The organism is Streptomyces sp. NPDC003691, from assembly GCF_053981115.1.
Window position 1 is genome coordinate 20,072 of record NZ_JBSFNQ010000009.1, and the last position, 25,918, is coordinate 45,989.

Consider the following 25,918-nt stretch of genomic DNA (forward strand, 5'->3'; position numbering starts at 1 on the left):
GCGGCACGGGCCCCGACGAACGGCGCAGGGCCTGCCGTACGGGCGGTAACCCGGCCGTACACGTCCCCACGCCTCACCATGACCACGCGTCACACCCGGAGAGAATCGATGAGCGCGTCACTGCAGATCCGAGTTCTCAATCTCCTCTCCTCGTCCCAGCGCCCCCTCAAGGGGCGGGAGGTGCAGGAGCGCCTCAACCGGGAGCGGGAGGACCGGCTCGCGTACACCACCGTCCTGACCGTGCTGACCCGGCTGGTGGACAGCGGTGCCGCCGCCCGCGACCGCAGCGGACGGCAGTACGTGTACCACGCCACCTGCCGGGACGAGGTGGGCCTCGCGGTGCGGAAGGTGTTCACCAGCTTCGGCCCCGAAGCGGTCGCCCACTTCGTCGACCAGGCGTACGCCGATCCCGCGCTGCGGGCCCGGCTGCGCCTGGCCGTCGACGGCTCAGCCCTGCTCCGCGAGACGTCCTAGCGTGACGAGGGTGCGCTCGCGCAGCCCGCGCACCGTCTCCTCCGTACAGCGCGCCCCGTCGTACCACCAGTCGATACGGGTCCGGCCGGACGCGCGGTAGGTCCGGACGTCCAGGGCATGGCCCCGGGCGAGCGGGGGTTCCCCGGGCGGCGGGCCGGGCAGCGGCACCGGGTGCAGCGGGGTGCGGGGAGCGGTGGCGGCTGCCGTGGCCGGCCGGTACACCCCGTGGTCGGCAAAGGTGACCCCGGCGGTGGGCAGTTGCCGCAGCGCCTCGGCGGTCGGCGGGTGGAGATGGCGCAGGATGCCGTAGTGCACGCCGTGGTGGGGAACGTCGTCGAGGGCTTCGCGGGTGGCGTCGAGCAGCCGGGCGGGATCGTCGTGGCGGGCGCCGAGGAGGAGGGGATGGGCGGCGGTGCAGCGCCCGACGGTCCGGCCGAGGTCGATACCGGGGAACGTGCCGTCCCGGGCGCTGCCGAGCAGGTCGACGAGGAAGGGTTCGCCGCCGGTCTCCCGGGCGAGCGCCTCGGCGACGGCGGTGAGCACCACCACTCCCGGTCCCGCGCGGTGCCGCCGCTGGACCGTGCGCAGCGGGCCGGTGAGCTCCGGCCCGAGGGTGGCGCTCAGCCGCCGGACGGGGCCCCGGGCACCCGGCGCGGGCGCGGCCCCCGGGGTGAGTGAGGGGCCGGGGCCCGCCCGGCGGATGCGCTCCAGCCAGTAGGGGCGTTCGAGGAGTACGGCGTCGTCGAGCGCCCAGGTCGTCAGACAGTCCGCCCAGGTGCGCCAGGGGGTGGGTACGGGCGGCAGGAGCACCTCCCGGCCGGCCCGGAGCCGGCGGCACGCGGTGGTGAGGTCCTCGGCGAGCAGGCGCAGCGCGGTCCGGTCGACGGCACCGGCGTGGGCGAGGACCACCAGATGGCGGCCGTGTTCGGGGGCGGCGTCGACGAGGACGGCGGCGACGGCGGGACGGGCGCCCGGCGGGCGGAGCCTGCGGGCCTCCGCGGCCGCCGCCTCGACGAGCGCGGCCGGGCCGGGCGGGCCGTCCCCGGTCCAGGGGAGGACGGCGAGCGCGGCCGGGTCCGTCTCCGTCGGCCGGTGTTCCCAGAGACCGGAGTGGTCGGCGAGCCCGGTGTGCAGTGCTTCGTGGTGGCGTACGGCGTGGGCGAGTGCTTCCCGGAGCAGTCCGGGGTCGAGGTCGTCGGCGGCTTCGAAGAGGAGGGGGACGTCGAGTTCGGGCAGGACCGCGGGGTCGGCGGTCAGCTCCAGCTGGGCGGGGACCGGGGGGATGCCGGCGTCGGCGGGGGGCCGTGGGGCGGTGGTGGTGACGGCGGTAGCGGGTACCGGGCCGGTTGCTGCCGGACCGGGTCCGACGGCTTCGGCGAGGGCGTGCAGGGTGGGGTTCCGGAACATGGTGCGGGGGCTGAAGCGCAGTCCGGCGGAGCGGGCGCGTCCGGTGATCCGGGCGGCCATCACGGAGTCGCCGCCGAGGAGGAAGAAGTCGTCGTCGGGCTGCACGGATTCGACACCGAGGACCTCGCACCACAGGGCGGCGAGAAGCTCCTCCGTCGTCCGGTGCGCGGGGGCGGGGGTCGCGGTCTGCGGGGCGGGTTCGGCGTTCGCGGTGGCGGCGTAGGTGGATTCCAGCCAGTGACGGGAGCGCTGGAAGGGGTAGCCGGGGAGGGGCGTACGGCGGTCCCCGGGACGGCGCGTCGGCGAGCAGTCGATAGCGACGCCGCGTGTCCACAACTCGCCGAGTACACCCAGGAAGACGGCGAGCCCGGCGGCGCCGGGGGCGAACGGGGCGGGGGCGGCACGGCCCGGGGCGTCCCGGACGGGCGTGTCACGGTGTGACGGGCCCCGGGCGGGCGCCGGGAGCAGCGGCAGGGCGGGGCGGGGCGTTCCGGTTGATGTGCCGGTGTCCGCTCCGGCGCTGACCAGCAGTCGGCTGCCGTCGGCGAGGGCAGCCGCGAGCGCGGACTCCCCCGGATCGGTGTCCCGGCCCGCCGTCGCCCACCAGGCGGGGTCGACCGCGTCGGCGGCGCCGAGCGGCCCTCCTGTCGTACCTGAGAAGAAGGGCAGCTCCGGGGGTGCGAGGAGGGGAGCCGGGGCCTCGTCCGGCGTACCCCGCCGTACGACGAGACCGACGGCGTCGGCGAGGCTCATCACCCCGGCCACCACGGCCGCCGCGAACTCGCCCGCGCCCTGTCCGGCGACCGCGGCCGGACGCACGCCCCGGCCCTCCAGCGCGCGGGCCGCCGCGTACTGCGCGCAGAAGGCGCGGGCGGTCACGGCCGTTGGCCCCTCCAGAGCCGCGAGAGCCCGCGCCGGGCGGTCGCCGGGAGCGGCGCCGAGGTGTCCGGCGAAGAGCGCGGCACCGTGGTCGTACGCCTCGGCGAAGGCCGGTTCACTCTCGTACAGTCCGGGCACGGTGTGTCCGGATCCGTCCGCCGCGCCCGGGAACAGCAGGAGGACGGAGGGGTCGGGGCCGGCGGGGTCGCTGTCGACGGCCGGGCGCCCGGGGGCACCGAGAGCGGCCGCGGCCTCCTCGCGGTCCCGGGCCACGAAGGCGGTGCGGTAGCGGAAGGCCCGGCGGCCCTCCGCGAGCGTCAGGGCGGCATCGCCCAGCGCGGGGCCCGGAGTCTCCCGCAGCCGTACGGCGAGCCGTCCGCCCGCCTCGGCGAGGGCTTGTTCGGAGCGGGCGCTGAGCAGCAGGAGCCGGGGCTCGCGCGCCGGGGTGAGCAGGGGCTTCGGGGTGGATGCGGGGACCGGGGCGAGTGCGTGCTCCGGGGTGAGTGCGGCCGTACGGTCCGGCACGGCCGCCGGGCGGCCCGGGGGTTCCTCCAGCACCACATGCACATTCGTGCCGCCCGCGCCGAGAGAGGTGACCCCGGCGAACCGGGGGTGCTCGCCGCTCCACTCCCGCAGTCCGGACTGGATGAAGAACGGGCTCTGCGCCAGCTGGAGTTCGGGGTTGGCCTCGGTGAAGTGCAGGGTGGGTACGAGGGTGCGGTTCTCCAGACAGAGCACGGCCTTGATGAGGCCGACGACCCCTGCCGCCGTCTCGCAGTGGCCGACGTTCCCCTTCACCGAGCCGATACCGCACCAGGGCTCGTCGGGCCGTTCGCCGTAGGCCCGGCGCAGCGCGGCCACCTCGACCGGGTCGCCGAGCGCCGTCCCGGTGCCGTGCGCCTCCACGTACTCCACATCGCGCGGGCCGACCCCGGCCACCGCGAGCGCCTCGCGGACGACGGCGGCCTGCATGTCGACACTGGGCGCGGTGTAACCCATCTTCAGCGATCCGTCGTTGTTGACGGCCGAGCCGCGGATCACGGCCCGGACGTGGTCGCCGTCGGCGAGCGCGTCACTCAGCCGTTTGAGGACGACGACCCCGCCGCCGCTGGTGAAGACCGTGCCACCGGACTTCGCGTCGAAGGGCCGGCAGTGGCCGTCCGGCGACATCACCGAGTCGAGATCGCGCAGATAGCCCACCCGGTGCGGCACCTTGACGGACATTCCGCCCGCGAGCGCCGTATCGGACTCGCCGCAGAGCAGGCTCTGGCAGGCGAGGTGCACGGCGGTGAGCGCGCTGGAGCAGGCGGTCTGCACGCTCAGGGCGGGGCCGCGCAGGTCGAAGGCGTGGGCGATCCGGGTGGCGTAGAAGTTGACGTCGTTCGCCGACCACAGGGACATCTGCGCGGATGAGGACCCGGCGCCGAGCAGGGTGCGCAGGTCCTGCCGGGAGAGGACGTGGTACGGGTAGTAGCCGCAGGCGGAACCGGAGACGAAGACGCCGACGGCACCGCCGTTGCGTTCCGGGTCGCAGCCGGCGTCCTCCAGCGCGTGCCAGGAGGTTTCGAGGAGCAGCCGCAGCTGCGGGTCCATGGTGGCGGCGAGACTGGGCGGGAAGCCGAAGAAGTCCGCGTCGAACTCCTCGATCCCGTGCAGGGTTCCGGCCCGCCGCATATAGCCGGGGTCGCTCAGCACGGAGTCGGGCACCCCCTGGCGGCGCAGTTCGGTGTCGTCCAGGGTCTCCAGGCACTCCCTGCCCTCGCGCAGGTTCCGCCAGAACTCCTCCACCGTGCGGGCCATCGGGAAGCGGCCGGCCATGCCGATGACGGCGACGGACTCCGCGGGCGGCTCCGGCCCGGCCCCGTCTCCGGGCCGGTTTCCGGAGACCGGACCGGGCCCGGTCTCCGGCGTCGCCGGAGACCGGGGGTCCCTCGCGGTACTGCCGTTCATCGCTGCCTCCTTCGGGCCTGCTGTGCCATACGGGTGCGCCGGGCCCGGGAGCGGTCCTCGGCCGTTTCGCGCCCGGCTTCCGCCGGGCCCGCGGCCTCGCGGTCGGCCGTGCCGGTGAGCGCGGCGGTGATCTCCCCGGCCAGGTCGCTGACGCTCACGCCCGCCAGCAGGCGGGCGACCGGGATATCGAGCCGGAAGTCGTCCCGTACGGCGTTTTTGATCCGGACCGCGGCGAGGGAGTCCAGTCCCAGATGGACGAGGGGCTCGCCGAGGGGCAGGACGTCCTCCTGATGGCCCAGCACCGGGCGGACGCGCTCGGCGAGCCGTTCGGTGACCGTCCGGCGCAGGGTCAGCGGGTCCGTGGCGCGCAGCCGGCCGGGGTCGAAGGGGGTGTCCGCGGCGCGGTCCCGGGCGGAGGCGGCGGCGACGCGGGCGAAGTAGGAGGAGTGGCGGGTCTCGGGAAAGACCAGGGCGTGGTCGGGTCCGAGGCGGACGGCACCGGTCTGGATGTCGTCCCGGGCGAGCGCCTCCTCCAGCGCGGCGAACGCCTCCGGCGGGCGGATCTTGCCCAGTCCGCCGACCCGGGCGTCGCGGGCTCCGCCGGTCTCCGCCCAGGGGCCCCAGTTGACGGTCAGTCCGGGCAGCCCCCGGGCCCTGCGCCAGTGGACGAGGGCGTCGAGACAGGCGTTGGCCGCGGCGTAGTTGGCCTGGCCCGGGGAGCCCAGCAGGGCGGCGGACGACGAGTAGCCGATCCACCAGTCCACGCCGTCGGCCGGGGTCGCGAGGTGCAGCCGCCAGGCACCGGTGGCCTTCGCGGACCAGACACGGTCGATGCGCTCCCGGTCGAGTTCGGTGACGAGGGCGTCGTCGAGTACGCCCGCGGCGTGCACCACGCCGCGCAGTTCGGCGCCGACGTCGGTCACGGCCCGCATCAGCGCCTCGGCGACCCCGGGTTCGGCGATATCGCCGAGTACGACGACGACCCCGGTGCCGGTGGCGCGGATGCTCTCGATCTCGCGGGCGGTCCCGGGGCCGGGGAGCGAGCGTCCGTTGAGGACGACGCAGCCCGCGCCGTGCCCGGCGAGCCAGTGTGCGGTGGCGAGCCCGAGGCCGCCGGTGCCGCCGGTCACCACATAGCCGCCGCCGGGCCGCACCGGCGGGCGCGGGGGCGGAGCCGTACGGCCGGCGGGCAGCGGGGTGAGCCGTACGAGACGTCGTACGCCGTCCCGCCACACCACCTCGTCGTCCGCCGGGCCCGCGCACAGCTCGCGCGCCAGCTCCGCGGCACCGGTGCCGGGGCCCAGGTCGATCAGGGTGGGCCGCAGCCGGGGCCGTTCGGCCCGCAGCGAGCGGGTCAGACCGGTCAGCCCCGCCTGGGCGAGGTCGGGTTCGGCGTCGCCGGGCGTGCGGGTGCCCCGCGTGACGACGTACAGCCTCGGTGTCCGGCCCTGCGGGTCCTCGGAGACGGCGGTCGCGAGGCCGACGAGGGCCATGAGCCGCGCGGCGGGGCCGGTGTCGGCGGGCGGTGCACCGTCCGCGGGAGCGCCCCGCGGGCAGGGGTCCGCCGGAGCGCCCGGGCCCCAGCCCAGGTGCACGATGCCCAGGACCGGTTCCTTCGGACCGGCGGGCCGGGGGGCGGCGGGGTCGAGGGGCGGCGCGGTGCGGCCCGCGCGGGTGAGGAGGGAGGACAGTTCGGTACGGAACTCCTCGTCGCCGCCGCGGATCAGCCAGGTGCCGGGCGACGTCGCACCGGACGGAACGTCCTCCGCCGGGGCCGCGGCTCCCCGGGTACCGGCTTCCAGGGGTGCGTCCTCCTCCTCGACGGTGAACAGCAGTCCGTCGGCCGTCGCGGGCAGGGCGTCCTCGTCGAACCGGCGGAAGACCACGTCCCCGAGTTCGGCGACGAGCGCGCCCTCCCCGTCGTACACCGCGATCTGTGCGACGCAGCCCTGCCGGTCGGCCAGGACCCGGGCCCGGCAGAGAAGGTGATCGTCCAGGTCGCCGAGGATCCGGAGCCGTCCGATGCTCGCGGGGAGGCAGAGGCGGGCGCTGTCCCGCACCAGCGCCAGGGCGACACCGTGCAGGGCGGCGTCGAGGAGGGCGGGATGGCAGTGCATCCGGGGGTCGGGGCGCAGGGCCTCCGGGCGGCGGACCCGGCTGACGGTCAGCTGCCCGTCCGGGTAAAGCGCGGCCAGCCCGGCGAACGCCGGGCCGTGGTGCAGCCCGGCGGCACGAAGCAGCGGGTAGATGTCACCGGGCCGCGTGGCGCCGGGGTCGCCGGGCGCGCCGGTCGGGTCGCCGGGCAGGGCTGCGTCCCCGGCCGCCGAGTCGCCCCAAGCGCCGGTCCGGTCGGCGCGTGTGACGGCCGAGTCCCCCAACACTCCGGGCGCGGCCGCCTTGTCCGCGAGAGCCGCGATCCGGTCGCCGGGCGCGGCGGGACCCCCGAGCCCGCCGGGCGCGCCGGGTTCCCGGGATACCGCGGTGACGACGGCGACGGCGGCACTCGCGTGGACGGTGTCGGTCTCGCCGTGTCTGCCGCTGATCTCCATCGTCGCCTCCGCGGCGCCGGTGACGGTCAGCGTCGTGGTCACGGTGACCGGCGCGCCCAGGGGCAGCATCCGGTGGAAGGCGAGCCCGGTGACCTCGATGTCCGGCGGCTTCGCGCCGAATGCCGCGCAGGCCGCCGCGAGCGCCATCTCCGCATAGCCGGTGCCCGGCAGCAGCGGCAGTTCGCCCAGCCGGTGGTCCGCGAGCCAGGGCGGGCGGGACGCGTCGAGCGTGGTCTGCCAGACGTGGCGGCCGGGTTCGCCGGGCAGCCGGAACCCGGTACCGAGCAGCGGGTGCGCGCTCGCGGCCGACGGCGCGGCGGTCACGGCGGTCACGGCGGGGCCGGGTACCGGCCGCCGCTCCCGGTGGTCCCAGGGGGTGGTGGGCAGGTCCAGCAGCGCGCCCGCGGGGTGGAGCCGCGACCAGTCGGCCGAGGCCCCCCGGCAGTACACGCGGGCGAGCGCGGCGAGGAAGGCGGGCAGCGCGGGCTCGCCCCGGCGCAGGGTGCCCCAGGCGACGGCGCCCGGGACCTGGGTGTCGGCGAGGGTGTCGGCGAGCGAGCGCACGGCGACCGGGTGCGGGGAGACCTCCACGAAGGTGCGCAGTCCGTCTCCGGTCGCGGCGGTGAGCGCGTCGAGGAAGCGCACCGGCCGCCGCACGTTGGCCGCCCAGTAGGCGCCGTCGAAGGCCGGAACGGCGCGCGGGTCGCTCAGGACCGTGGAGTAGAAGGGCACCTCGGGGGCGGTGCCGGTGATCCCGGCGAGCAGTTCGGTCAGCTCCGGGACGACCCGGTCGGCGAAGCGGCTGTGCCCGGCGGCGTGGCCGCCGCGCACCGGGTAGGTGGCGATGTCGTCGGCCTCGCAGGCGGCGAGGAAGGCGTCCATCACCTGCTCGTCACCGGCCACCACGGTGGCCCGGGTGGAGCTGTGGACGGCGATCTCCAGATCGAAGCCCGCCGCGAGCCGCCGCCGGACCTCGGGTACAGGCAGTTCCACGACGGCGGTGGTACCGAGCCCGAACATCCTGCGCCGCATCACTTCCGAGCGGCGCAGGACGACCCGTGCCGCGTCGGTCAGCGGGAGGCCACCGCTCGCGACGGCGGCGGCGAGTTCGCCCATCGACTGCCCCAGGACGGCGGCGGGGCGCACCCCGTAGTGCCGCCACAGCGCGGCGAGCGCCGTCTGCATCGCGAAGAGGGCGGGCTGGACGTCGGAGGCGTCGGCCTCGCCGAGCGGGGTACTGGTCAGCAGCTCGTACGGGGTGGCGCGCCCCTCCGCCTCGAAGACGGGGGCGAGTTCGTCCAGGACGGCGCGGAAGGCCGGTTCCCCGGCCAGGCCCGCCCCCATCCGGTCCCACTGGGATCCGTAGCCGGAGAAGACGAAGACGACGTCCGGTGAGGTCCGGGGGGCCTCGGGGGCCGTGATGACGCCCTCGCCGCCCGCACCGGCGGCGAGCAGGCGCAGCCGGGCGGCCAGCCCGGCGTGGTCGTGGGCGAGGACGACGGCGCGCCGGGGCAGATGGGAGCGGCGGCGGGCGAGCGTGTATCCGATGTCGGCGAGTGCGGCCCGGCGGCCGGTCCCGCTCTCCGTCCACTCCGCGAGGCGCGCCGCGCGTTCCCTCAGCCCGCGTGCCGAGCGGCAGGAGAGCGGGAACAGCAGCGGCACCGGTCCGGCGCCGGGTGCGGAGACGGAGACGGGTACGGGTACGGGGATGGGTACAGGTACGGGTAAGGGGTCACCGGCCCGGCGGAGGGCCGGGGTCCGGGCTGCCGAAGCCCCGGCCGGGGGCTCGGCAGCGTTCTCGGCGGCCCTTCCGGCCGCGGCGCTCCCCGCCGTACTCCCGGCCGTCACAGGAAGTCCGCCATCTCGCTCAGCTCCGTGTACCAGTCGAGGAGCGGCAGGACGTCGTCGCGTTCGCCGGGCGGCAGGGTGAAGACGCACCTGCTGACACCGGCCTCCAGACAGCGGGCGACCGCGTCCTCCTCCGGCGGGACCTCCACCACGGTCACCGGCACGGGCCCGCGCCCCTGTTCGGCGGCCTGTTCCCGGAGCTGGGCGATGCGGTCGGCGAGGTGGTCCCCCTCCAGGCCGTACATCGGCATCCACTCGGTGTCCGCCTCGGTCACCCGGTCCAGTGCCCGGCTCCCGGTCAGCCCCATGAGGATCGGCGGATACGGCCGGCTGACCGGTTTGGGCACCGAGACGATGGGGTCGAAGGAGACGAACTTGCCCCGGTAGGAGGCCTCGTGCTCGGTCCAGATCGTACGCATGGCGTCCAGGTGCTCCAGCAGGCGTGCGGTACGGGTGGCCGGGTCGACACCGTGGTTGCGCAGTTCCTCGCGGACCCAGCCGGTGCCGACGCCGAAGAGGAACCGGCCCCGGGAGAGCACGTCGAGGCTGGCGACCTGCTTGGCGAGGATGATCGGGTCGCGTACGGGCACCTCGCAGATGCCGGTGCCGATCAGCAGCCGGGAGGTCGAGGCGGCGATCGCGGCCAGCGCCACGAAGGGGTCGAGTCCCTGCATGGCTTCGGGGACGACCGGTCCGCCGTCGGGCCGTTTGCTCTCGATGACCACCGGCATATGGGTGTGTTCGGGTACGAAGAGGGCGTCGAAGCCGCGTTCCTCCGCCTCGCGCCCCAGCTCCCCCGGCTCGATGGAGAAGTCGGTGACGACGGAGAGCAGTCCGAACTTCATGAACACCTCACAGGAGCGGGCGGATCGGAGAGGACGGCGTGCGCGTTGGTGCCGCCGATGCCGAAGGAGCTGACACCGGCGATGCGCGCGCCCTCCGGCGAGGGCCAGGGGGTGAGCCGGTCCACGACCCGGAGGCGTTGGCCGGACAGCCCGGGGTGGGGCCGGGTGTGGTGGAGGGTGGGCGGGATCGCGCCGTGGTGGAGTGCCAGCACGGTCTTCACCAGGCCGGCCAGTCCGGCGGCGGCTTCGAGATGGCCGAGGCCGGACTTGACCGAGCCGATGAGCAGCGGGTGTTCCTCGGGGCGGCCCCGCCCCAGCGCCCGGCCGAGCGCGCCGGCCTCGATGGGGTCGCCGAGGCGGGTGCCGGTGCCGTGGGCCTCGACATAGCCGACCGTGCCGGGATCGATACCGGCCCGTTCGTACGCCAGGGTCAGCAGCTCTTCCTGGGCGGCGGGGCTGGGGGCGGTCAGCCCGTTGGAGCGGCCGTCCTGGTTGACGGCGGTGCCCCGGACGAGGGCGAGTACGCGGTCGCCGTCGCCCAGTGCGTCGGCGTACCGCTTCAGGACCACGCTCAGGGCGCCCTCGCCGCGCACCATGCCGTCGGCCGCCTCGTCGAAGGGGGCGCAGCGGCCGCCGGGCGAGGAGGCCGACACCTGGTCGGCGTAGACGGTACCGCCGGGTGAGAGCAGGACGTTGACCCCTCCGACGACGGCCAGGTCGCACTCCCCGGTGAGCAGGCTCTGCGCGGCCAGGTGCAGGGCGACGAGCGAGGAGGAGCAGGCGGTGTCGACGGTCAGGCTGGGGCCGCGCAGGTCGAGGAGGTACGAGAGCCGGTTCGCGATCACGCTGAGCGTGGTGCCCGGCAGCGACCAGCCGTTGATGCCCGGGAGGTCCTCCATTCTGCGGCGCGCGAAGTCGTCTCCGCTGGCGCCGGTGAAGACGCCGGTACGGCTGCCCGCGAGGTGTTCCACCGGGAGGCCGGCGTGTTCCAGGGACTCCCAGGCGACTTCGAGGAAGAGCCGCTGCTGGGGGTCGGTCTCGGCGGCCTCGGCGGGCGGGATGCCGAAGAATCCGGCGTCGAAGCCGGTGATGTCGGAGAGGAAGCCGCCGGCCCGGGTGGTGCGGTCGAGGACCTCCGCGTGGGCGGGGGACGCCCGGCGGCAGGACTCCCAGCGGTCGTCGGGTACGGGGCGTACGGCGTCGGCGCCGCGGCGCAGCAGCCGCCAGTAGTCCCCGGGCGAGTAGACCTCGCCGGGGAGGCGGCAGCCGATCCCGACGACGGCGAGCGCCTCGCCCGGCGGCTTGGTCCGCCGGAGCCCCCGGGCCGCGGCTCCGGCCCCGGACCCGGCCGGGCCGGGGGCCCCGGCCTCCCACCCGGCCCCGGACCCTGCCTCCGGACCGGCTTCCGGACCCGCACCCTCCAGATGGGCGGCGAGCAGGCGTACCGTCGGGTGTTCCCAGAAGACCGTGGGTTCGACCGCCCGGCCGAGGTGGCGGGCGAGCCGCCCGGAGAGCGCGACCCCGCCGCGCGAGGTGAGTCCGTAGTCCCGGAAGGGCCGGTCGTGGTCGATCCGTTCCGGGTCGGCCGAGCACTGCCGGGCGAGCTGCTCCACCAGCCAGCGCGTCAGCGCGCTCACCGGACGGTCGGTTCGGCGTCGGCGGGACGGCCCGCGTCCACGGCCCGGTCGGCGTCGATGGTCCGGGCGGCCAGCTCCCCCTCGGTGTACAGCTCCCGGCAGATCCGGCGGCGCAGCTTTCCGCTGGACGTCTTGGGGATGGTCCCCCGGGTGACGAGGGCGATGTCGAACAGGTCGATGTCATGGGCCTCGGCCACGGCGGCCCGGATCGCGGCGCGCAGCTCGACGGGGTCGGCGGCGGCCTCGGGGCGCAATTCGGCGACGACAACGGCCAGTTCCCGGTCGCCGGTCTCCACCGGGAAGGCGGCGACATGGCCGCGCCGTACCGAGGGGTCGACCTGTTCGACGGTGACCTCGATGTCGATGGCGTGGTGGTTGCGGCCGTCGACGATGACGATGTCCTTGGCGCGCCCGGCGATGAAGAGTTCGCCCTTGTGGAAGAAGCCGAGGTCGCCGGTGCGCAGCCAGGGCCCTTCGCCGTCGAGGACGGCGCGGAAGGTGTCGTCGTCCTCCTCGCGCCGCCGCCAGTAGCCCCGGCATACGTTGCCGCCGCGTACCAGCAGCTCCCCGACGGTCCCCGGGGGTGCCTCGGCGCCGGTGGCGGGGTCGGCGACCCGGACGTCCTGGCCCTGGAAGGCGTCGCCGCAGCCGACCAGCCGGCGGGCGTCCCGGTCGTTCTCGGGGCTGGTCTCGACGGTGCCCGCGGCGAGTGCGGCACGGTCGAAGGCGGCGGTCACCGGTTCGGCCTCGGCGCTGATCCCGGTGACGATGAGGGTGGCCTCGGCGAGGCCCCAGCAGGGCGAGTGGGCGGTGTGGCGGAAACCGTGGGGGGTGTACGCCTCGGTGAAGCGCTCCAGGGACTGCGCGCGCACCGGTTCGGAGGCGTTGCCGAGATAGCGGAGGGTGGAGAGGTCGATTCCGGCGCGGTCCGCCGGGGGGACGGCGTCCACGCAGACGTCGAGCCCGAAGTTGGGGATCATCGTATGGGTGCCCCGGTGCTCGCCGAAGAGCGCGAGCCAGCGCCGGGGGTCCTGGATGAAGCCGTACGGCGTGGTCTGGACGGCGGGGACGCCGACGCTCAGCGGCAGGACGAGGGCGAAGACCAGCCCCATGTCGTGGAAGAAGGGGAGCCAGCTGACGATGGTGGAGGTTTCGTCGATGCGCTGGCGGTCGATGTGCTGGGCGACGGAGACGGTGATGTTGCGGTGGGTGACCTCGACACCGCCGGGCCTGCGGGTCGACCCGGAGGTGTACTGGAGGTAGGCGGTCGCGCCGGGGTCCGCGGCCACGGGGGTGAAGGCGGCGTGGGTGAAGGCGGCGGAAGTGACGCCGGGGGGCTGCTCGTCCGGCCGGTCGGCGAGGACGATATGCGCTCCGGAGACCGGGCCGCCGACGGCGGCGAGGGCGTCGGCGACGGACTCCCGGTGGGCCGTGGTGGTGACGACCACGGCGGGAGCGCAGTCGGCGAGGGTGGGGGCGAGCCGTTCGGTACGGCGCTGGAGTCCGGGCGGCAGCAGCGGCACGGGCAGCAGCCCGGCGTAGAGCGCGCCGGTGAAGGCGGCCGCGTAGGCGGGGCCGTTGGGGCAGAGGACGGCGACGCGTTCGCCGGGCGCGGCCAGCCGCCGGAAGGCGGCGGCGAGCGCGGACGCCCGGGCGTCCAGTTCACCGCGGGTGAGCCGGACGGTGCGGCCCTGCCCGTCGGAGGCGTCGGCGAGGAAGGTCATGGCGAGCGCGTCGGGCCGTTCCTCGGCCCGCCGGCGTACCGCGGCGGCGAATCCGTCGTCCAGCGCCCGCAGTTCCTCCCGCAGGGAGGCCGTCTCGATCTCACGCATCGCGGTCACCGTCCTTGACGAGCCAGTCGTGGAAAGCCGCCTCGTCGGGAAGGACGACCGTCGAGCAGGCGAGGACGGCGATGTTGTGGCTCATCCCGGTGACGGCGACGACGGTGCGGCCCGCGCTGAAGGCGGCGTACATCTCGGCGGCGGTGCCCATGCTCGGTTCGTTTCCGGGCAGCCGGGCGACGCAGATATCGCTGGCGGCGGCGAGGCGGGCCATCTCGTGGAAGGCGCCGAGGAGTTCCCGGAGGCCCGGGTCGAGGTCCTCGCGGACGACGGTCGGGGCGGCGGCGACGGTTTCGAGGGCGCGCCGGATCTCCGGAACGCGCTCGCCGTACCGGGCCAGGATCAGTTCCCGGGGGTCGTGGACGGTGGCCCCGGGGCGCAGGTCCTCGATGGTGCGGCGCAGCCGGGCGCGGTAGGTCTGGTCGGCGGCGTCGAAGGCGCGGCCGGCGCCCTGCATGACACCGGCGAGGAAGAAGCTGGTGCTCACTCGTCCTCCGCTGAGTAGTCGGGCCATTGCTGGTCCCGCGGGACGACCCGGTGGTAGATGGCGGCGGCGCCGGTCACGTAGTCGGTGACCTCCCGGGGGGTGCCGCGTACGGCGTCGGCGATCAGCTCCAGCGTTTCGGTGTACCCGGGGGTCCCGGCCGGGTGGACCCTGCCCTGGTTGTCCTTGGCGATCAGGAAGGCCGGGTCGGGCAGTTGCTCGCGCGGGCGGTCGCCGAACGGCAGGACGAGTTCGCCGATGCGGTGTTCGGTGCGGTGCAGTGCCCGGATGGAGAGGTTGTTCTGCATCGGTTCGAGCAGCAGCCGGCGGGCGAATCCGGCGGGCACCGGGAAGGCGGGCAGTTCGGTGCCGAGGTGGAAGGTGAAGGCGCGGTGGGTGACGGTGGTGTCCCGGCGGGGGCTGTAGCGCTCGTACTCCAGGAGGAGTACGCCGTCGGCGAGCCACCAGGTGGCGGCGAGCCGGGAGGGGGCGGGGCTGCCGTCGGCGCGGACGCGCAGGGGGTAGGCGTCGGTATGGGCGCGTACGGTCCCGTCGGCGGCGTCGGCGCGGCGCAGGGTCAGCGGGGCGAGGTGCGGCAGATAGGGGTCGAGGACGGTGATCTCGCCCCGGGTGAGGTACATGGCGGGTGAGTGGCCGCCCGCGTAGAGCTGGGTGGAGCGGGCGCCGCAGCCCTCGGCGACCCGGCGGGCGACCTCGTGGGTCTGCCAGCCGCAGCCGCGGCCGAGCCGCCAGGGCGGGGCGCCGCTCCCGTAGTACTCGTGGTAGGAGGCGGCGCTGCTGTAGGGGACCTGGAACTGGACCTCGGCCAGCGCGTCCGCGTAGACGGGCGGCAGGGTCATGAGCGGATCGCCGTGCCCACGTAGTAGGGCCCGCTGAAGGGGGGTTTGGGGCTGATCCGCCACTGCTCGCCGATCTCGACCCGGAAGCCGAGGTCCCGCATGCGTTCGATGGAGCGGCGGTTGGGGCGGCATCCGAACTGGAGGCGGCGGAGCACGGGGCCGGCGAGATCCTGGGTACGTCCCCGTCGGCCCTCGTCGCGGACGTGCTCGAAGAAGGAGAACCGGCCGCCGGGCTTGAGTACCCGCCGGATCTCGGTCAGGACGGCGTCGAGGTCGTCCACCATGCACAGCAGGAGGGTGCCGACCGCGGCGTCGAACTCCTCGTCGGCGAAGGGAAGGCGTTCGCCGACGGCGTCGACGACCTCGACGGTGGGCCGGACGGCGCCGCCCGACGCGGCGGCCTTGCCCGCCAGTCGCGAGCGCATCCCCGACGACGGTTCGACGGCCACGACATGGTCCGCCCTGGCGTAGTAGGGAAGATTCCGTCCGGTGCCCGCGCCGATCTCGACAACGCGGCCGGTCAGATCTCCCACGACCTTGGTACGGAGCCGCGGCCCTTCAATCGATTTCTCCAGCCGCTCGGAGAGCCGGTCGTACTGCCGGGCGAGTGCCTGAGATACGCGACTGTTCATGGCGGGCGACTCTAGTCCGCGCTTTCCGCCCGCCGCAATAAGGGAGTTGCTTTTCTACGGAATCGTAGAACTACGGCTCCGTAGAAATTCGACGGACTGTTGCTCAAGGCACGAGTCCATGGCTACGGTAATTCCGGAAAGGCAAGGGAGGCCAATGTGATCCATGCCGACGCCTGGGTGCTCCACGCCGGGCCGAAGACCTCCGGCGGGGAGCCTCCGCCGGCCGGTAACCTGCGCCGCGAGGTGTTTTCCTTCACCGCGCCCGCCGAGCACGAAGCCCTGGTGGAGCCGTTGTACGGTTCGTGGGAGGCGAATATCGAGCATGCGATATCGCGCAGCCCGATCGATGTGTGCAGGCTCCGCAACGAGGACAAGGTGGTGCTGGGAAATCTCGGTATCGTACGGGTGCTGAGACCTGCCGTGTCGTCGTCCGGTATCGCCGAGGGCGACATCTGTATGGTGATGCCTTTCTCGAAGCGTGACCGCTATGGATATGCGGAACTGGTCTACGCCTATGAGGCACCGGGCACGATCGGGCTGCTGGCGAACCGCACCAAAATCGACTCGGCCCTGCTGCTGCCGCTGCCGCGGGACAGCGAGTACAGCCTTATGCAATGGGCAGCCTATGCCCGCTATTTCACCGCCTGGGACAACTGGAAGGTCGCCCACCGCTGCTGGTCGGCACAGATGGCGGACCAGGATCCGGGTGAGCATCTGGTCTTCGGCTGGGGCGGCGGTGTGGTGCTGGCCGAACTGCAGCTGGCACGGCGCGCGGGGTTCCGGGTGGCGATGACGGCGGGCAGCGACGGCCGGCTGGCCGAGCTGCGGCGCCTCGGCATCACCCCGGTGGACCGGCGGCTCTTCCCCGATCTGGCGATCGACCCGGAGAACCGTCCGGACGGCCCGGCGGCGCGGGCCCGCTACCGCGCGTCGGAGGCCGGGTTCCTGCGGACGGTCGCGGAGCTGAGCGACGGGGCGGGGGTCGCGGTGTTCGTCGACAATCTGGGCGCGCCGCTGTACAAGGCGACCGTCAAGGCGATGGCCCGGCAGGGGGTGGTGACCACCGTCGGCTGGAAGCAGGGCATGCGCACCTACCATCTGCGGGCCAGTGAGTGCATCAACCGGCATCTCCATGTGAACACCCATGTCTGGCGGTTCGGCGACTGCGCGGCGATCCGCGACTACCAGGAGAGCACCGGCTGGGTGCCCGAGGTCGACCCGGGCGGTGTGTACGACTTCGACGAGGTCGGGCAGCTCGCCGGGGACTACGCCAACGGGAAGATCGAATCGTATTTCCCGCTGTTCCGGGTGAATCCCTTCTGACGACGGCCGCGCCCGGGGTCTTTCCTTCGGACCGGGCCGGCCCGGCAGGATCCGAAAGGGAGACCCCCTGCGGCGGGGGAAGGAGAGCCATGGCAGTCCGGTCGACGACGGGCCGCCCCGGGGCCGGTGCCCACGGGGCGGCGGAGAGCGCCGGGGCGCGGCACGGACCGTACGGGGTGCGTGCCGGTACGGGGGTGGGGATCAGGGCGATCGGGCGGTGTCTGCCCGACCGGGTCGTCACCAACGCCGAACTCGCCGGCCGGCTGCCGACGTCCGACAGCTGGATCCGCGAGCGGATCGGTATCGCCGAGCGGCGGTTCGCCGCTCCGGACGAGTGGTCGTCCGATCTGGGCGCCCGGGCCCTCGCCGACGCCTGCCGGGTTACCGGCATCACCACGGACCAGGTGGACCTGGTCGTCTGCGGTACCTACACACCCGACCATCTGCTCCCCAACACCGCCTCCGCGATCATGCGCAAGGCGGGAATGCGGGGCACACCGGGTTTCGACGTCAACAGCGGCGGCTGTCCGGGCGCGGTCTTCGCGCTGGACGTCGGCGCGAAGTACGTGGCGTCGGGAGCGTATCCGCGGGTCGCGGTGGTGCTGACGGACGTGGGCAGCAAGCTCTTCGACCCGGAGGACCGTACGGTCGGGGTCATCTTCGGGGACGCGGCGGCCTGCTATCTGCTGGAGCCGGTGCTCCCCGGGCGGGGCATCGGCGAGGTGCTGCTGCGGAGCGAGCCCGAGCACTACTTCTCCGTGTACGCCGCCCACGAGGAGCGGGTGGACGCCCTGGGCCGGCCCAAGAAATCCGGGTACGGCGACGCGTTCACCACGATGCGGGGCCCGGACATCAAGGCGTTCGTGCTCGGGACCGTACCGGAGTTCCTGCGGGAGTTCGTCGCAAAGGCGGGGCTCGGCCTGGACGACATCGACTTTTTCGCGCTGCACCAGGCCAATCTGCATCTCGTGCGCGGGGTGCTGGACGCGCTGGGGCAGCCGTACGACAAGACGCTCACCAATATCGAGCGGTTCGGGAACACCTCGGGGGCCTCGGTGCCGCTCGTCCTCGCGGAGGCGGTGGAGTCGGGGCGGCTGCGCCCGGGGCAGCTCGCGCTGCTGGGCGCGTTCGGCGGGGGTCTGAACTACGGCGCCGCGCTGGTGCGCTGGTGCGGGCCCGGGGACTTCGCGGCATATCGGGCGTGAACTCTCGTACCGGAAAGGGGAACGGTCTGTGAACGTCACCTACGACTTCTCGGGACGCACGGTGGTCATCACCGGGGCGGGCCGGGGCATCGGCCTGGCGGCCGCGCGGTTCTTCCATACGGCGGGCGCCGAGGTCTGGCTGATCGGCCGGGACGGCACCCGGCTGAAGGAAGCGGCTGGTTCGCTGGACGGGGCACGTTTCGCGGAGGTGGACGTCACCCGCACCCGGGAGGTCGAGGGCGTCGTCGCGGAGATCGTGGCCGACACCGGGCGGATCGACGTCCTCGTCAACAATGCGGGAATCCTGCGGGACAGGATGATCTGGAACCTCACCGACGAGGACTGGGACTCGGTCCTCGCGGTGCATCTCGGGGGCCCCTTCCGTTTCATCCGCGCCTGCGTGCCGCACTTCCGCCGGCAGAGCTGGGGCCGGGTGGTGAATGTGACCTCGTACGCCGGGACGCACGGCAACCCCGGGCAGACGGCGTACTCCGCGGCGAAGTCGGGGATCATCGGGCTGACCAAGACCGCCGCGAAGGAACTGGTGCGCTTCGGCGTCACCGTCAACGCGATCTCCCCGGTGGCCGAGACCCGGATGATCACCTCGCTGGGCGAGGAGCAGCGGGCGCGGCTCCGGAGCACCATCCCGGCCGGGTACTTCGCCCCGGCGGGGGAGATCGCCTGGGCGCTGGCCTATCTGGCCTCGGAGGAGGCCGAGTACGTCACGGGGACGGTGCTCCCCGTCGACGGCGGGATGTCGATCTGACCACGGCCGGCGGTGCCTCCCGGGCCGTACCCGGCCCGGCGGCGGCCGGCGGCGCGGCGCGCGGCGGCCCGCCCGGTGCGATCCACCGGGCGGGCCCCGGCCACCGGTCAGGCGGCGGGCTGCTTCTCCTGGAGGCGGATGCTCTCCTCCCGGCCCGGCGCCAGCAGCAGCACGGCGAGGGCGCCGACGGCGACGAAGACCGCGGAGACCAGCATCGCCCGGCCCAGCCCGTCGGCGAAGGCGAAGCGGGCGGCGTCGGCCAGCCGGGCACCCGCGGCTCCGCCGATCTTCTCGGCCGTGACCAGCGCCGCGTCGATGGAGTTGCGGACCGTTCCCAGCACATCCGCCGGAACCGCGTCCTCCCGGTCGCCGATACCGGCGCGGTAGCCGCTGTTGAAGGCGGAGCCGAGGATCGCGACGCCCAGCGCGCCGCCGACCTCACGGGTCACATCGTTCACCGCGGAGGCGACGCCCTGCTTGGAGTCGGGCAGCGAGGCGACGATCGAATCGGTGGCGGGTGCCAGACAGAGCGCGATGCCCGCGCCGATGACGACCGTGCCGATCAGCACCGGGAGATAGGAGGAGTCGGCGTCCAGCGTGGTCAGTACGCCCATACCTACGGCCATGATCGCCATGGCCGCGGTCATCACGACCCGCAGACCGAACCGGCGCACCAGACCGGGGGCGGCGGGCGAGACCAGACCGACGGCCACCGTCATGGGCATCAGGGCCAGACCGGCGACGAACGGCGAATAGTCCTTCAGCCACTGGAGGTACTGGAGCATGACGAAGAAGAGACCGAAGATGGCCACGCTCGCCATGACGATCACGATCGAACCGGCGGAGAAGGCGCCGATCCGGAAGAACCGCGGGTCCAGCAGCGGATGTTCGGTCTTCAGCTCCCACAGGACGAAGGCGAACAGCGCGACGGTGCCGCCGATTGCCCCGGCCAGCACGGCCGCGTCGGTCCAGCCGCGCTCGGGCCCTTCGATGATCGCGTACACGACGGCACAGAGGCCGACGACCGAAAGCAGCGCGCCGATGACGTCGACCGGGGTCTCCTCCGGGTCCCGCGAGGTGGGCACGATGGCCAGGATCAGCACCCCGGACAGGACCGCGAGAGCCACGCTCAGCCCGAAGACCGACCGCCAGGAGAAGGCTTCCAGCAGCGCGCCGGAGATCAGCAGACCCATCAGGGCGCCGCCCGCGGCGACCGCCGACCAGATGGCGACGGCCCCGGCCCGCTCCTGCGGCGGGAAGATGGTGGTGACGATCGACAGCGTCATCGGCATGATCATCGCCGAGCCGACCCCGGCGACGACCCGGAGCAGGATCAGCAGTCCGGGATCGTCGGCGAACATCGACCCCGCCGAGGCGGCGCCGAAGACGAGAACGCCCGCGAGCAGCATGCCCTTGCGTCCGTACCGGTCGCCGAGGGCGCCCGCGGGCAGCAGGAACCCGGCGAAGACCAGTCCGTACGAGTTCATGATCCACAACAGCTCGGCCTGGCCGGCCCCGGTGTCCGCCGCGATGCCCGGCAGCGCGACGGTGAGGCCGACGACCATGCTGACGATCATCATCAGCGCCACACACATGACCGCCAGGACGGCCCGGCGGCGCCCGAGTCCGGGCGCCGTGCCCGCACCGTCGGGCGGGGTGGCCCCCTGCTTACTCTCCATGGTTTCGCTCCTTGCGCGGCCGGGCCCGCGTGAGACGGAACCCACCAAGACAAACGACTGATTGAAACGAACGCTTGAACAACGGTACGGGAGCGCCCCCGGCCGCCGCAACCAGGTACCCGCAGCACACTCAACGGAGGTGGAGATGGCCCCGCAGGAGCAGGCGACGGCAGTGGAGAGCACGGTGGACACGGAGTCCGTCACGGAGCGGAACAAGCAGCTGGTGCGCGCTTTCATCGCGGCGCTGAACAGGCAGGATCCGGAAGGGCTCGGCGCGCTGCTGACGGCCGACGCGACCTGGACGGTCTGTGCCCGCGATATCCCGGGCGCGGGTGAGCACGACAGGGAGACGGTGCTCGGGAAGATCCTGCCGACCATGCTCGCGATCTTCGTGCCGGGCGAACCGGTCACGGAGATCGTGCGGCTGGTCGCGGAGGGGGACATCGTCTGCGCCGAGGCGGTCAGCCTGGGGCGGCTGCGGCACGGCGCGGTCTACCGCAACCGGTACTCGCACGTCTACGAGATCGACCGGGGGCTGATCCGGCGGATCAGGGAGTACACGGACACCGACTACGCGGGGAAGATCATGGCCGGGGCGGTGGCGGCGGGCCACTCCCTGGACTTCGAGGGCTGAGCGGGCCGGGCGGCGGCGGCACGGCGGGAACGGCGGGGCCGGATCCGGACCCGGCCGGACGCATCAGCTGCGCCCCCGGCCGTACGGACGGGCGCATCCGCCGCACCCGGCCGCCCCCGGGGCGACCGGCTGCCGGTGCGGACCGACCCGGGCGTACGGCCCCGGGGCGGCACGGTGGCGGGGTTACCCCCGCCACCGTGCCCGGACGGCCCCGCGGGATCCCCCCACGGGAAGCGGGGCCTGGTCAGGGGGCGCGGAAGACCGCCAGTACGGCGCCGACCAGCCGCTCCGTCTCCTGGTCGGGCTCGACCGGGGCGAGCGCGGCGGCCGTGCCGTGCGGTGCGAGATCGGCCAGGGCCCCGGCCTGGTGCAGGGCGAGCAGCCCGACCATGGTGCGGTAGCGGAAGGTGACGTCCTCGGGGGAGAGCGAGGGCAGCGCCCGGGCCAGCTCCGCCAGATAGCGGCCCTCCACCGATTCGACCTCCTGGGCGAACAACCGCCGGATCTCCGGGTCCGGTTCGCACATCACCCGGCCGAGCAGCCGCGTCACGGCCGGGGAGCCGCTCGCCCCGCCCCCGGCCAGATGCGCGCCGGTCCGTACGAACGCGCCGACGAGATCGGCGGCATCGGGTGTGCCGTCGGCGAGAAAGCCGTCGAGGAGGCGCCGCCGCTCCTCGTTGACCGGGCGCATGGCACGGGCCACCACGGCGCGCAGCAGCCCCTCCTTCGACCCGAAGTGGTAGTTCACGGCAGCCACATTGGCCCCCGCGGCCTCGGTGACCGCGCGGAGCGAGGTCGAGGCGTAGCCACGCTCACCGAACAGCCGCTCGGCGACATCGAGAATCCGGTCTTTGGTCCCCGGCGGCGTGGACCCGTCCTTCTCAGCCATGGCCCCAATCTAAAACGACCGCTTGAAGCGGGCAAGGTCGGATCGCCCGCGGGGCCGAACCCGCCGGGCCCGGCGTACCCCGCGGCCGCGTCCGCCGCCGGACCGACGGCCGCATCGACCGCCGCATACGACCGACGGCCGCACCACCGGCGGACCGACGGCTCCCCCGCCGACCGCCGCACAACAGAGCAACCTTTACAACCATGTTCACTTTAAGGCCCGGCGCGGCTACGGTAACCCTTACAGAACTGTTCGAGATCAGGAGCGCCCGGTGACCCAGGAGAGTCCGTCCCACGGCCCCGCACACCACGCGGACCAGCACCACGAGGCGGAGCACGGCCCGCCGCCCGAGCCGCGCCGCTGGGCGATGCTGGCACTGCTGTGCATGGCACAGTTCCTGCTCATCGTCGATGTAACAGTCATCAATGTGGCGCTGCCCACGGTCGGCGACGAACTCTCCCTGACCGCAGGCCAGCTGACCTGGGCGGTGACCGCGTACACCCTGTGCTTCGGCAGTCTGCTGCTGCTCGGCGGCCGGGCGGGCGATCTGGTCGGGCGCAAGCGGATGTTCCTCGCCGGACTGCTGGTCTTCACCGCCGCCTCACTGCTCTCCGGACTCGCCGAGGACGGCGGTACGCTGATCGCCGCCCGCGCCGCCCAGGGTGTCGGCGCGGCGATGCTCTCCCCCGCCGCGATGGCGATCATCACCTCGATGTTCCACGGCCCCGAGCGCAACCGCGCGCTGGGCGTATGGGCGGCGATCGGCGGCAGCGGCGCCGCGTTCGGCGTACTGCTCGGCGGCCTGCTGACCACCAGCCTGGGCTGGGAGTGGATCTTCTTCATCAATGTGCCGATCGGTGTGGTGGTCTTCTTCGCCGTGGCCACGATCCTGAAGGAACCCGCCTCCCCCGCCGGACACGGCCACGGCCACCGGCCCGCCCCGCAGGGCGGCGTCGACGTTCTGGGCGCGCTGACCATGACGGCCGCGCCCGGTCTGCTGATCTACGGTCTGGTCCAGGCCCGCGACCACGGCTTCGCCTCCTCCCAGTCGCTGCTGCCGCTGGTGGGAGCGGTCGTCTGCGCGGTGGCCTTCGTGGTGGTCGAGACGACGGTGCGCGCGCCGCTGGTCCGTTTCTCCGTACTGACCCGCCGCAACCAGGTGGGCGGCGGCCTGGTGATGCTCGCCGCCTCCGGCGTACTGATCTCGCTGTTCTTCCTCTGCTCGCTCTACCTCCAGCACGTACTGGGGCTCAGCGCCCTCAAGACCGGGCTGCTGTTCCTGCCGGTGGCGGTCGTCATCAGCGCCGGGGCGCACTTCAGCTCCCATGCCATCGGGAAGTTCGGCTGGCGCCCGGTGGCCGCCACCGGATTCGCCCTCAGCGCGGCCGGCGGTCTGCTGCTGGCCGGGGTGGGCGCGAGCGGCAGCGCCTGGACCCAGGTACTGCCCGGGTTCCTGCTCGCGGCGCTCGGGCTGGGCGCCGGGTTCGTCGCCGCCACCACCAGCGCGATGAGCGACCTGCCGCACGAGGACATGGGGCTCGCCTCCGGACTGGTGAACACCTTCCACGAGATGGGGGCGGCACTCGGTGTGGCGGTCATGGCGGCCGTGGCCGGAATGAGCCTGGAGGGCGGCGGGGACGCGGCGCGCGCCGTCGACGGATTCGGTAGCGCGTTCCTGGCCTGCGCGGTGATCTCCCTGGGCGCCGTCGTGGTCGCGGCGCTGCTGCTGCCGCGCGGCCGTCCCGACCCGTCCCAGGGGCCGGTTTTCGCCCACTGAGGGCGGCCCGGCCGCACCGCATCGCCCGCCGCGCGCCGGGCTTCCGGCGCCCTCGAACCCCCCGCCACCCGGCGTCAATTCCCCCGTCGCGCACGGGTGGCGGGGTTCTTCCCGACAGCTTGACTATGTAAATATGGCGATCGATAGTACTTTCCGTTGGCACGAACCATCCGCTGTCTCACGGGAAGGCATCGCCATGGGGGAAGACCGTTCCTGTTGTCGTCTGGTCCTGTGTAAATGACGGCGGCCACGGGGGGCCGCAGCACCACCCGGCAGCACAAGCCGCTGCCGAAGGGCCGTACCGGCGGCCATATCCTGCTCATCGATCCGGATCCGGTCTCACGCACCCTCATCCGGCGCGCTCTGGAGGAGTCCAGCCCCTCCGCTCCCGTCACCTCGGTCGCCACCTCGGCGAGCATCCCGGTCGGCGGGGTCGGCGCCCCCCTGACCCTGGTGGTCTCCTCGGAGACCGACCATCAGGACGTGGCTCCTCTGGTGGGCCTGCTGACCCGCCCGGACACCCATGTGGTCATGGTGCTGACCGGTCAGACCCGGGAACGATTCGACGATCTGCTGGGCTTTCCCGTGGACGCGGTGGTACGCGCCGAGGACTTACGGGGCCCGGCGGTGGCCGAGGCTCTGGCCCACCGGGCCGATGAGATGGTCGCCGTCTCCCGCCGGGCCGTACGCCAGCTACTCCGTCTCGCGGGCACCTCACCGGAGTCGGCGGCGGTCGCCCCCTCCCTGACGGCACGGGAAGCCGAGACGCTCAACGGTATGGCGGCCGGGATGAGCAACCGTCAGATCGCCCGGGACATGGGCATTTCCGAGCACGGTGTCAAACGCCATGTCGCTCATATCTTCGCCAAGCTCAACTGCCGCAACCGCACCACCGCCGTGGCGGTGGCCCTGCGGACCGGTCTCGTACGGCATCAGCTCCCCGACTAGACCGCCCCTTTCGGATCTTGCCGGGCGACGTTCCCCTCACTCCGCGACCCCTCGCGTACACGTCAACCAGGGCGGAAATAAAGGCAGTTGTTTCAAAAAACGCATTGGTCTATACCTTGACCGCGCCCCACTCGGGGCGCTTGGGTATGCGTAACCACCCCCCAACACGGCGTGTCTGGTTGCCCCGGTGTTCCATCGGGGTGACCAGGCATGTCCATGGCGCACGAAAGGTCATCCGACCGTGCTCAGAACCCGAATGAAGTCCCTGATGGCCGCCGTGGTCGCGGCGGGCTCGCTGCTGGCGACGGCCCTGGTGCCGACCGCCACGGCCGCCGCCTCCGCCGCCCCGGCGGACGAGTGTGCCGTCGCCCCCGCCTGGGCCGCCGGGCAGAACTACCGCGTGGGCGACATCGTCAAGTACAACGACGGCAGCATCTACATCGCCGAGCGGGCCAACCCCGGGTACAACCCGGTGGTCAGCACGTACTACTGGGACCCGTACACCTGCGGAACGGGCGGCAACCCCGACCCGAACAGCTTCGTGGTGAGCGAGGCGCAGTTCAACCAGATGTTCCCGCGCCGGAACCCCTTCTACACCTACAAGGGTCTGACCGACGCCATGAAGGCGTTCCCGGCGTTCTCCCACACCGGCACCGACACGATGCGCAAGCAGGAGGCCGCGGCCTTCCTGGCCAACATCAGTCACGAGACCGGCGGGCTCTTCTACATCAAGGAGATCGACGAGCGGAACTACCCGCTCTACTGCGACCGCGACCAGCCCTACGGCTGTCCCGCCGGCCAGGCCAAGTACTACGGCCGCGGCCCGATCATGCTGAGCTGGAACTTCAACTACAAGACCGTGGGCGACTGGCTGGGCATCGACCTGCTCAACAACCCCGACCTGGTCGAGACGGACCCGGCCGTCGCCATGATGACGGCGCTCTGGTACTGGAACACCCAGGACGGCCCCGGCCCGGTGACCGCCCATGACGCCATGATCAGCGGCGCCGGGTTCGGCCAGACCATCCGTGCCATCAACGGTGCGCTCGAATGCGACGGCGGCCACCCCGCCCAGGTCCAGAGCCGCATCAACCGCTACAAGAACTTCACCACGATCCTGGGTGTGCCGACCGGCGCCAACCTCTCCTGCTGACCCGGGAGAACGACGGGCCGCCACGGGGCAACGCCGCATTGCCCCGAATCCTGGCGGTGAACCGGTAACACCATGATCAAGGCGTACGGGCCGGGGAGAGCGCTCTCCCCGGCCCGTACCGCTGTCCGGACGCCCGGG

Annotated in this window: 18 protein-coding genes; 8 read left to right on the forward strand and 10 right to left on the reverse strand. The window is 73.3% G+C overall.

The genetic code is table 11. The annotated features are described in order from the left end of the window. The first annotated feature begins 108 nt into the window (after positions 1 to 108). Positions 109 to 474, forward strand: coding sequence for a BlaI/MecI/CopY family transcriptional regulator (locus ACWDR0_RS06650; RefSeq protein WP_456350541.1), 366 nt, complete (start codon positions 109 to 111; stop codon positions 472 to 474). Here the strand turns inward: ACWDR0_RS06650 and ACWDR0_RS06655 are convergent. The 8 genes from ACWDR0_RS06655 to ACWDR0_RS06690 form a co-directional block, all read right to left on the reverse strand. Beyond that, complete coding sequence (locus ACWDR0_RS06655) at positions 448 to 4,710, reverse strand: type I polyketide synthase (protein WP_456350542.1); 4,263 nt, start codon at positions 4,708 to 4,710, stop codon at positions 448 to 450. The two genes, ACWDR0_RS06650 and ACWDR0_RS06655, sit on opposite strands and share 27 nt — an antisense overlap. Then, positions 4,707 to 8,921, reverse strand: coding sequence for an SDR family NAD(P)-dependent oxidoreductase (locus tag ACWDR0_RS06660; RefSeq protein WP_456350543.1), 4,215 nt, complete (start codon positions 8,919 to 8,921; stop codon positions 4,707 to 4,709). Before ACWDR0_RS06660 ends, ACWDR0_RS06655 begins: the two co-directional genes overlap by 4 nt. A 182-nt stretch (positions 8,922 to 9,103) precedes the next feature. Further along, positions 9,104 to 9,952, reverse strand: coding sequence for an LLM class F420-dependent oxidoreductase (locus tag ACWDR0_RS06665; protein WP_456350544.1), 849 nt, complete (start codon positions 9,950 to 9,952; stop codon positions 9,104 to 9,106). Beyond that, the gene (locus ACWDR0_RS06670) at positions 9,949 to 11,589 is read right to left on the reverse strand and encodes a type I polyketide synthase (RefSeq protein WP_456350545.1); all 1,641 of its coding nucleotides are present in this window, start codon (positions 11,587 to 11,589) and stop codon (positions 9,949 to 9,951) included. Before ACWDR0_RS06670 ends, ACWDR0_RS06665 begins: the two co-directional genes overlap by 4 nt. Then, complete coding sequence (locus ACWDR0_RS06675) at positions 11,586 to 13,421, reverse strand: fatty acyl-AMP ligase (RefSeq protein WP_456350546.1); 1,836 nt, start codon at positions 13,419 to 13,421, stop codon at positions 11,586 to 11,588. Before ACWDR0_RS06675 ends, ACWDR0_RS06670 begins: the two co-directional genes overlap by 4 nt. Then, positions 13,414 to 13,917, reverse strand: coding sequence for a hypothetical protein (locus ACWDR0_RS06680; RefSeq protein WP_456350547.1), 504 nt, complete (start codon positions 13,915 to 13,917; stop codon positions 13,414 to 13,416). Before ACWDR0_RS06680 ends, ACWDR0_RS06675 begins: the two co-directional genes overlap by 8 nt. After that, positions 13,914 to 14,774 carry a hypothetical protein gene (locus ACWDR0_RS06685; protein WP_456350548.1) on the reverse strand — a complete coding sequence of 287 codons (861 nt, stop codon included), beginning with the start codon at positions 14,772 to 14,774 and terminating at the stop codon, positions 13,914 to 13,916. Before ACWDR0_RS06685 ends, ACWDR0_RS06680 begins: the two co-directional genes overlap by 4 nt. Beyond that, positions 14,771 to 15,406, reverse strand: a complete 636-nt coding sequence (locus ACWDR0_RS06690; RefSeq protein WP_456350549.1) for a class I SAM-dependent methyltransferase — start codon at positions 15,404 to 15,406, stop codon at positions 14,771 to 14,773. The genes ACWDR0_RS06685 and ACWDR0_RS06690 overlap by 4 nt, the downstream gene beginning before the upstream one ends. Before the next feature lie 156 nt (positions 15,407 to 15,562). Here ACWDR0_RS06690 and ACWDR0_RS06695 point away from each other — a divergent pair, with 156 nt between their 5' ends. From ACWDR0_RS06695 to ACWDR0_RS06705, 3 genes are all read left to right on the forward strand, one after another. Further along, positions 15,563 to 16,729 (forward strand): zinc-binding alcohol dehydrogenase family protein, encoded by a 1,167-nt coding sequence (locus ACWDR0_RS06695; protein WP_456350550.1) that lies wholly within the window; start codon positions 15,563 to 15,565, stop codon positions 16,727 to 16,729. A gap of 89 nt (positions 16,730 to 16,818) precedes the next feature. After that, positions 16,819 to 17,934: a 3-oxoacyl-ACP synthase III family protein gene (locus ACWDR0_RS06700; RefSeq protein WP_456350551.1), complete on the forward strand. Its 1,116-nt coding sequence runs from the start codon at positions 16,819 to 16,821 to the stop codon at positions 17,932 to 17,934. 28 nt (positions 17,935 to 17,962) lie between these two features. Continuing rightward, entirely contained in the window at positions 17,963 to 18,700 is a 738-nt protein-coding gene (locus tag ACWDR0_RS06705; RefSeq protein ID WP_456350552.1) for an SDR family NAD(P)-dependent oxidoreductase, read from the forward strand. Positions 18,701 to 18,807: 107 nt separating this feature from the next. Here ACWDR0_RS06705 and ACWDR0_RS06710 read toward each other — a convergent pair whose 3' ends face one another. Beyond that, positions 18,808 to 20,379, reverse strand: a complete 1,572-nt coding sequence (locus ACWDR0_RS06710) for an MFS transporter (RefSeq protein WP_456350553.1) — start codon at positions 20,377 to 20,379, stop codon at positions 18,808 to 18,810. 145 nt (positions 20,380 to 20,524) lie between these two features. Here ACWDR0_RS06710 and ACWDR0_RS06715 point away from each other — a divergent pair, with 145 nt between their 5' ends. Beyond that, positions 20,525 to 21,013, forward strand: a complete 489-nt coding sequence (locus ACWDR0_RS06715; protein ID WP_456350554.1) for a nuclear transport factor 2 family protein — start codon at positions 20,525 to 20,527, stop codon at positions 21,011 to 21,013. A gap of 244 nt (positions 21,014 to 21,257) precedes the next feature. Here ACWDR0_RS06715 and ACWDR0_RS06720 read toward each other — a convergent pair whose 3' ends face one another. Further along, positions 21,258 to 21,902, reverse strand: a complete 645-nt coding sequence (locus tag ACWDR0_RS06720; protein ID WP_456350555.1) for a TetR/AcrR family transcriptional regulator — start codon at positions 21,900 to 21,902, stop codon at positions 21,258 to 21,260. Between the two features lie 271 nt (positions 21,903 to 22,173). On the opposite strand from ACWDR0_RS06720, the gene ACWDR0_RS06725 reads away from it, so the two are divergent. The 3 genes from ACWDR0_RS06725 (at position 22,174) to ACWDR0_RS06735 (ending at position 25,780) form a co-directional block, all read left to right on the forward strand. Then, positions 22,174 to 23,679, forward strand: coding sequence for an MFS transporter (locus ACWDR0_RS06725; protein ID WP_456350556.1), 1,506 nt, complete (start codon positions 22,174 to 22,176; stop codon positions 23,677 to 23,679). Positions 23,680 to 23,916: 237 nt separating this feature from the next. Next, positions 23,917 to 24,627: a response regulator transcription factor gene (locus ACWDR0_RS06730; RefSeq protein WP_456350557.1), complete on the forward strand. Its 711-nt coding sequence runs from the start codon at positions 23,917 to 23,919 to the stop codon at positions 24,625 to 24,627. Between the two features lie 241 nt (positions 24,628 to 24,868). Next, a complete protein-coding gene (locus ACWDR0_RS06735; protein ID WP_456350558.1) occupies positions 24,869 to 25,780 on the forward strand; it encodes a glycoside hydrolase family 19 protein in 912 nt (303 codons plus the stop codon). The last annotated feature ends 138 nt before the right edge of the window (positions 25,781 to 25,918 follow it).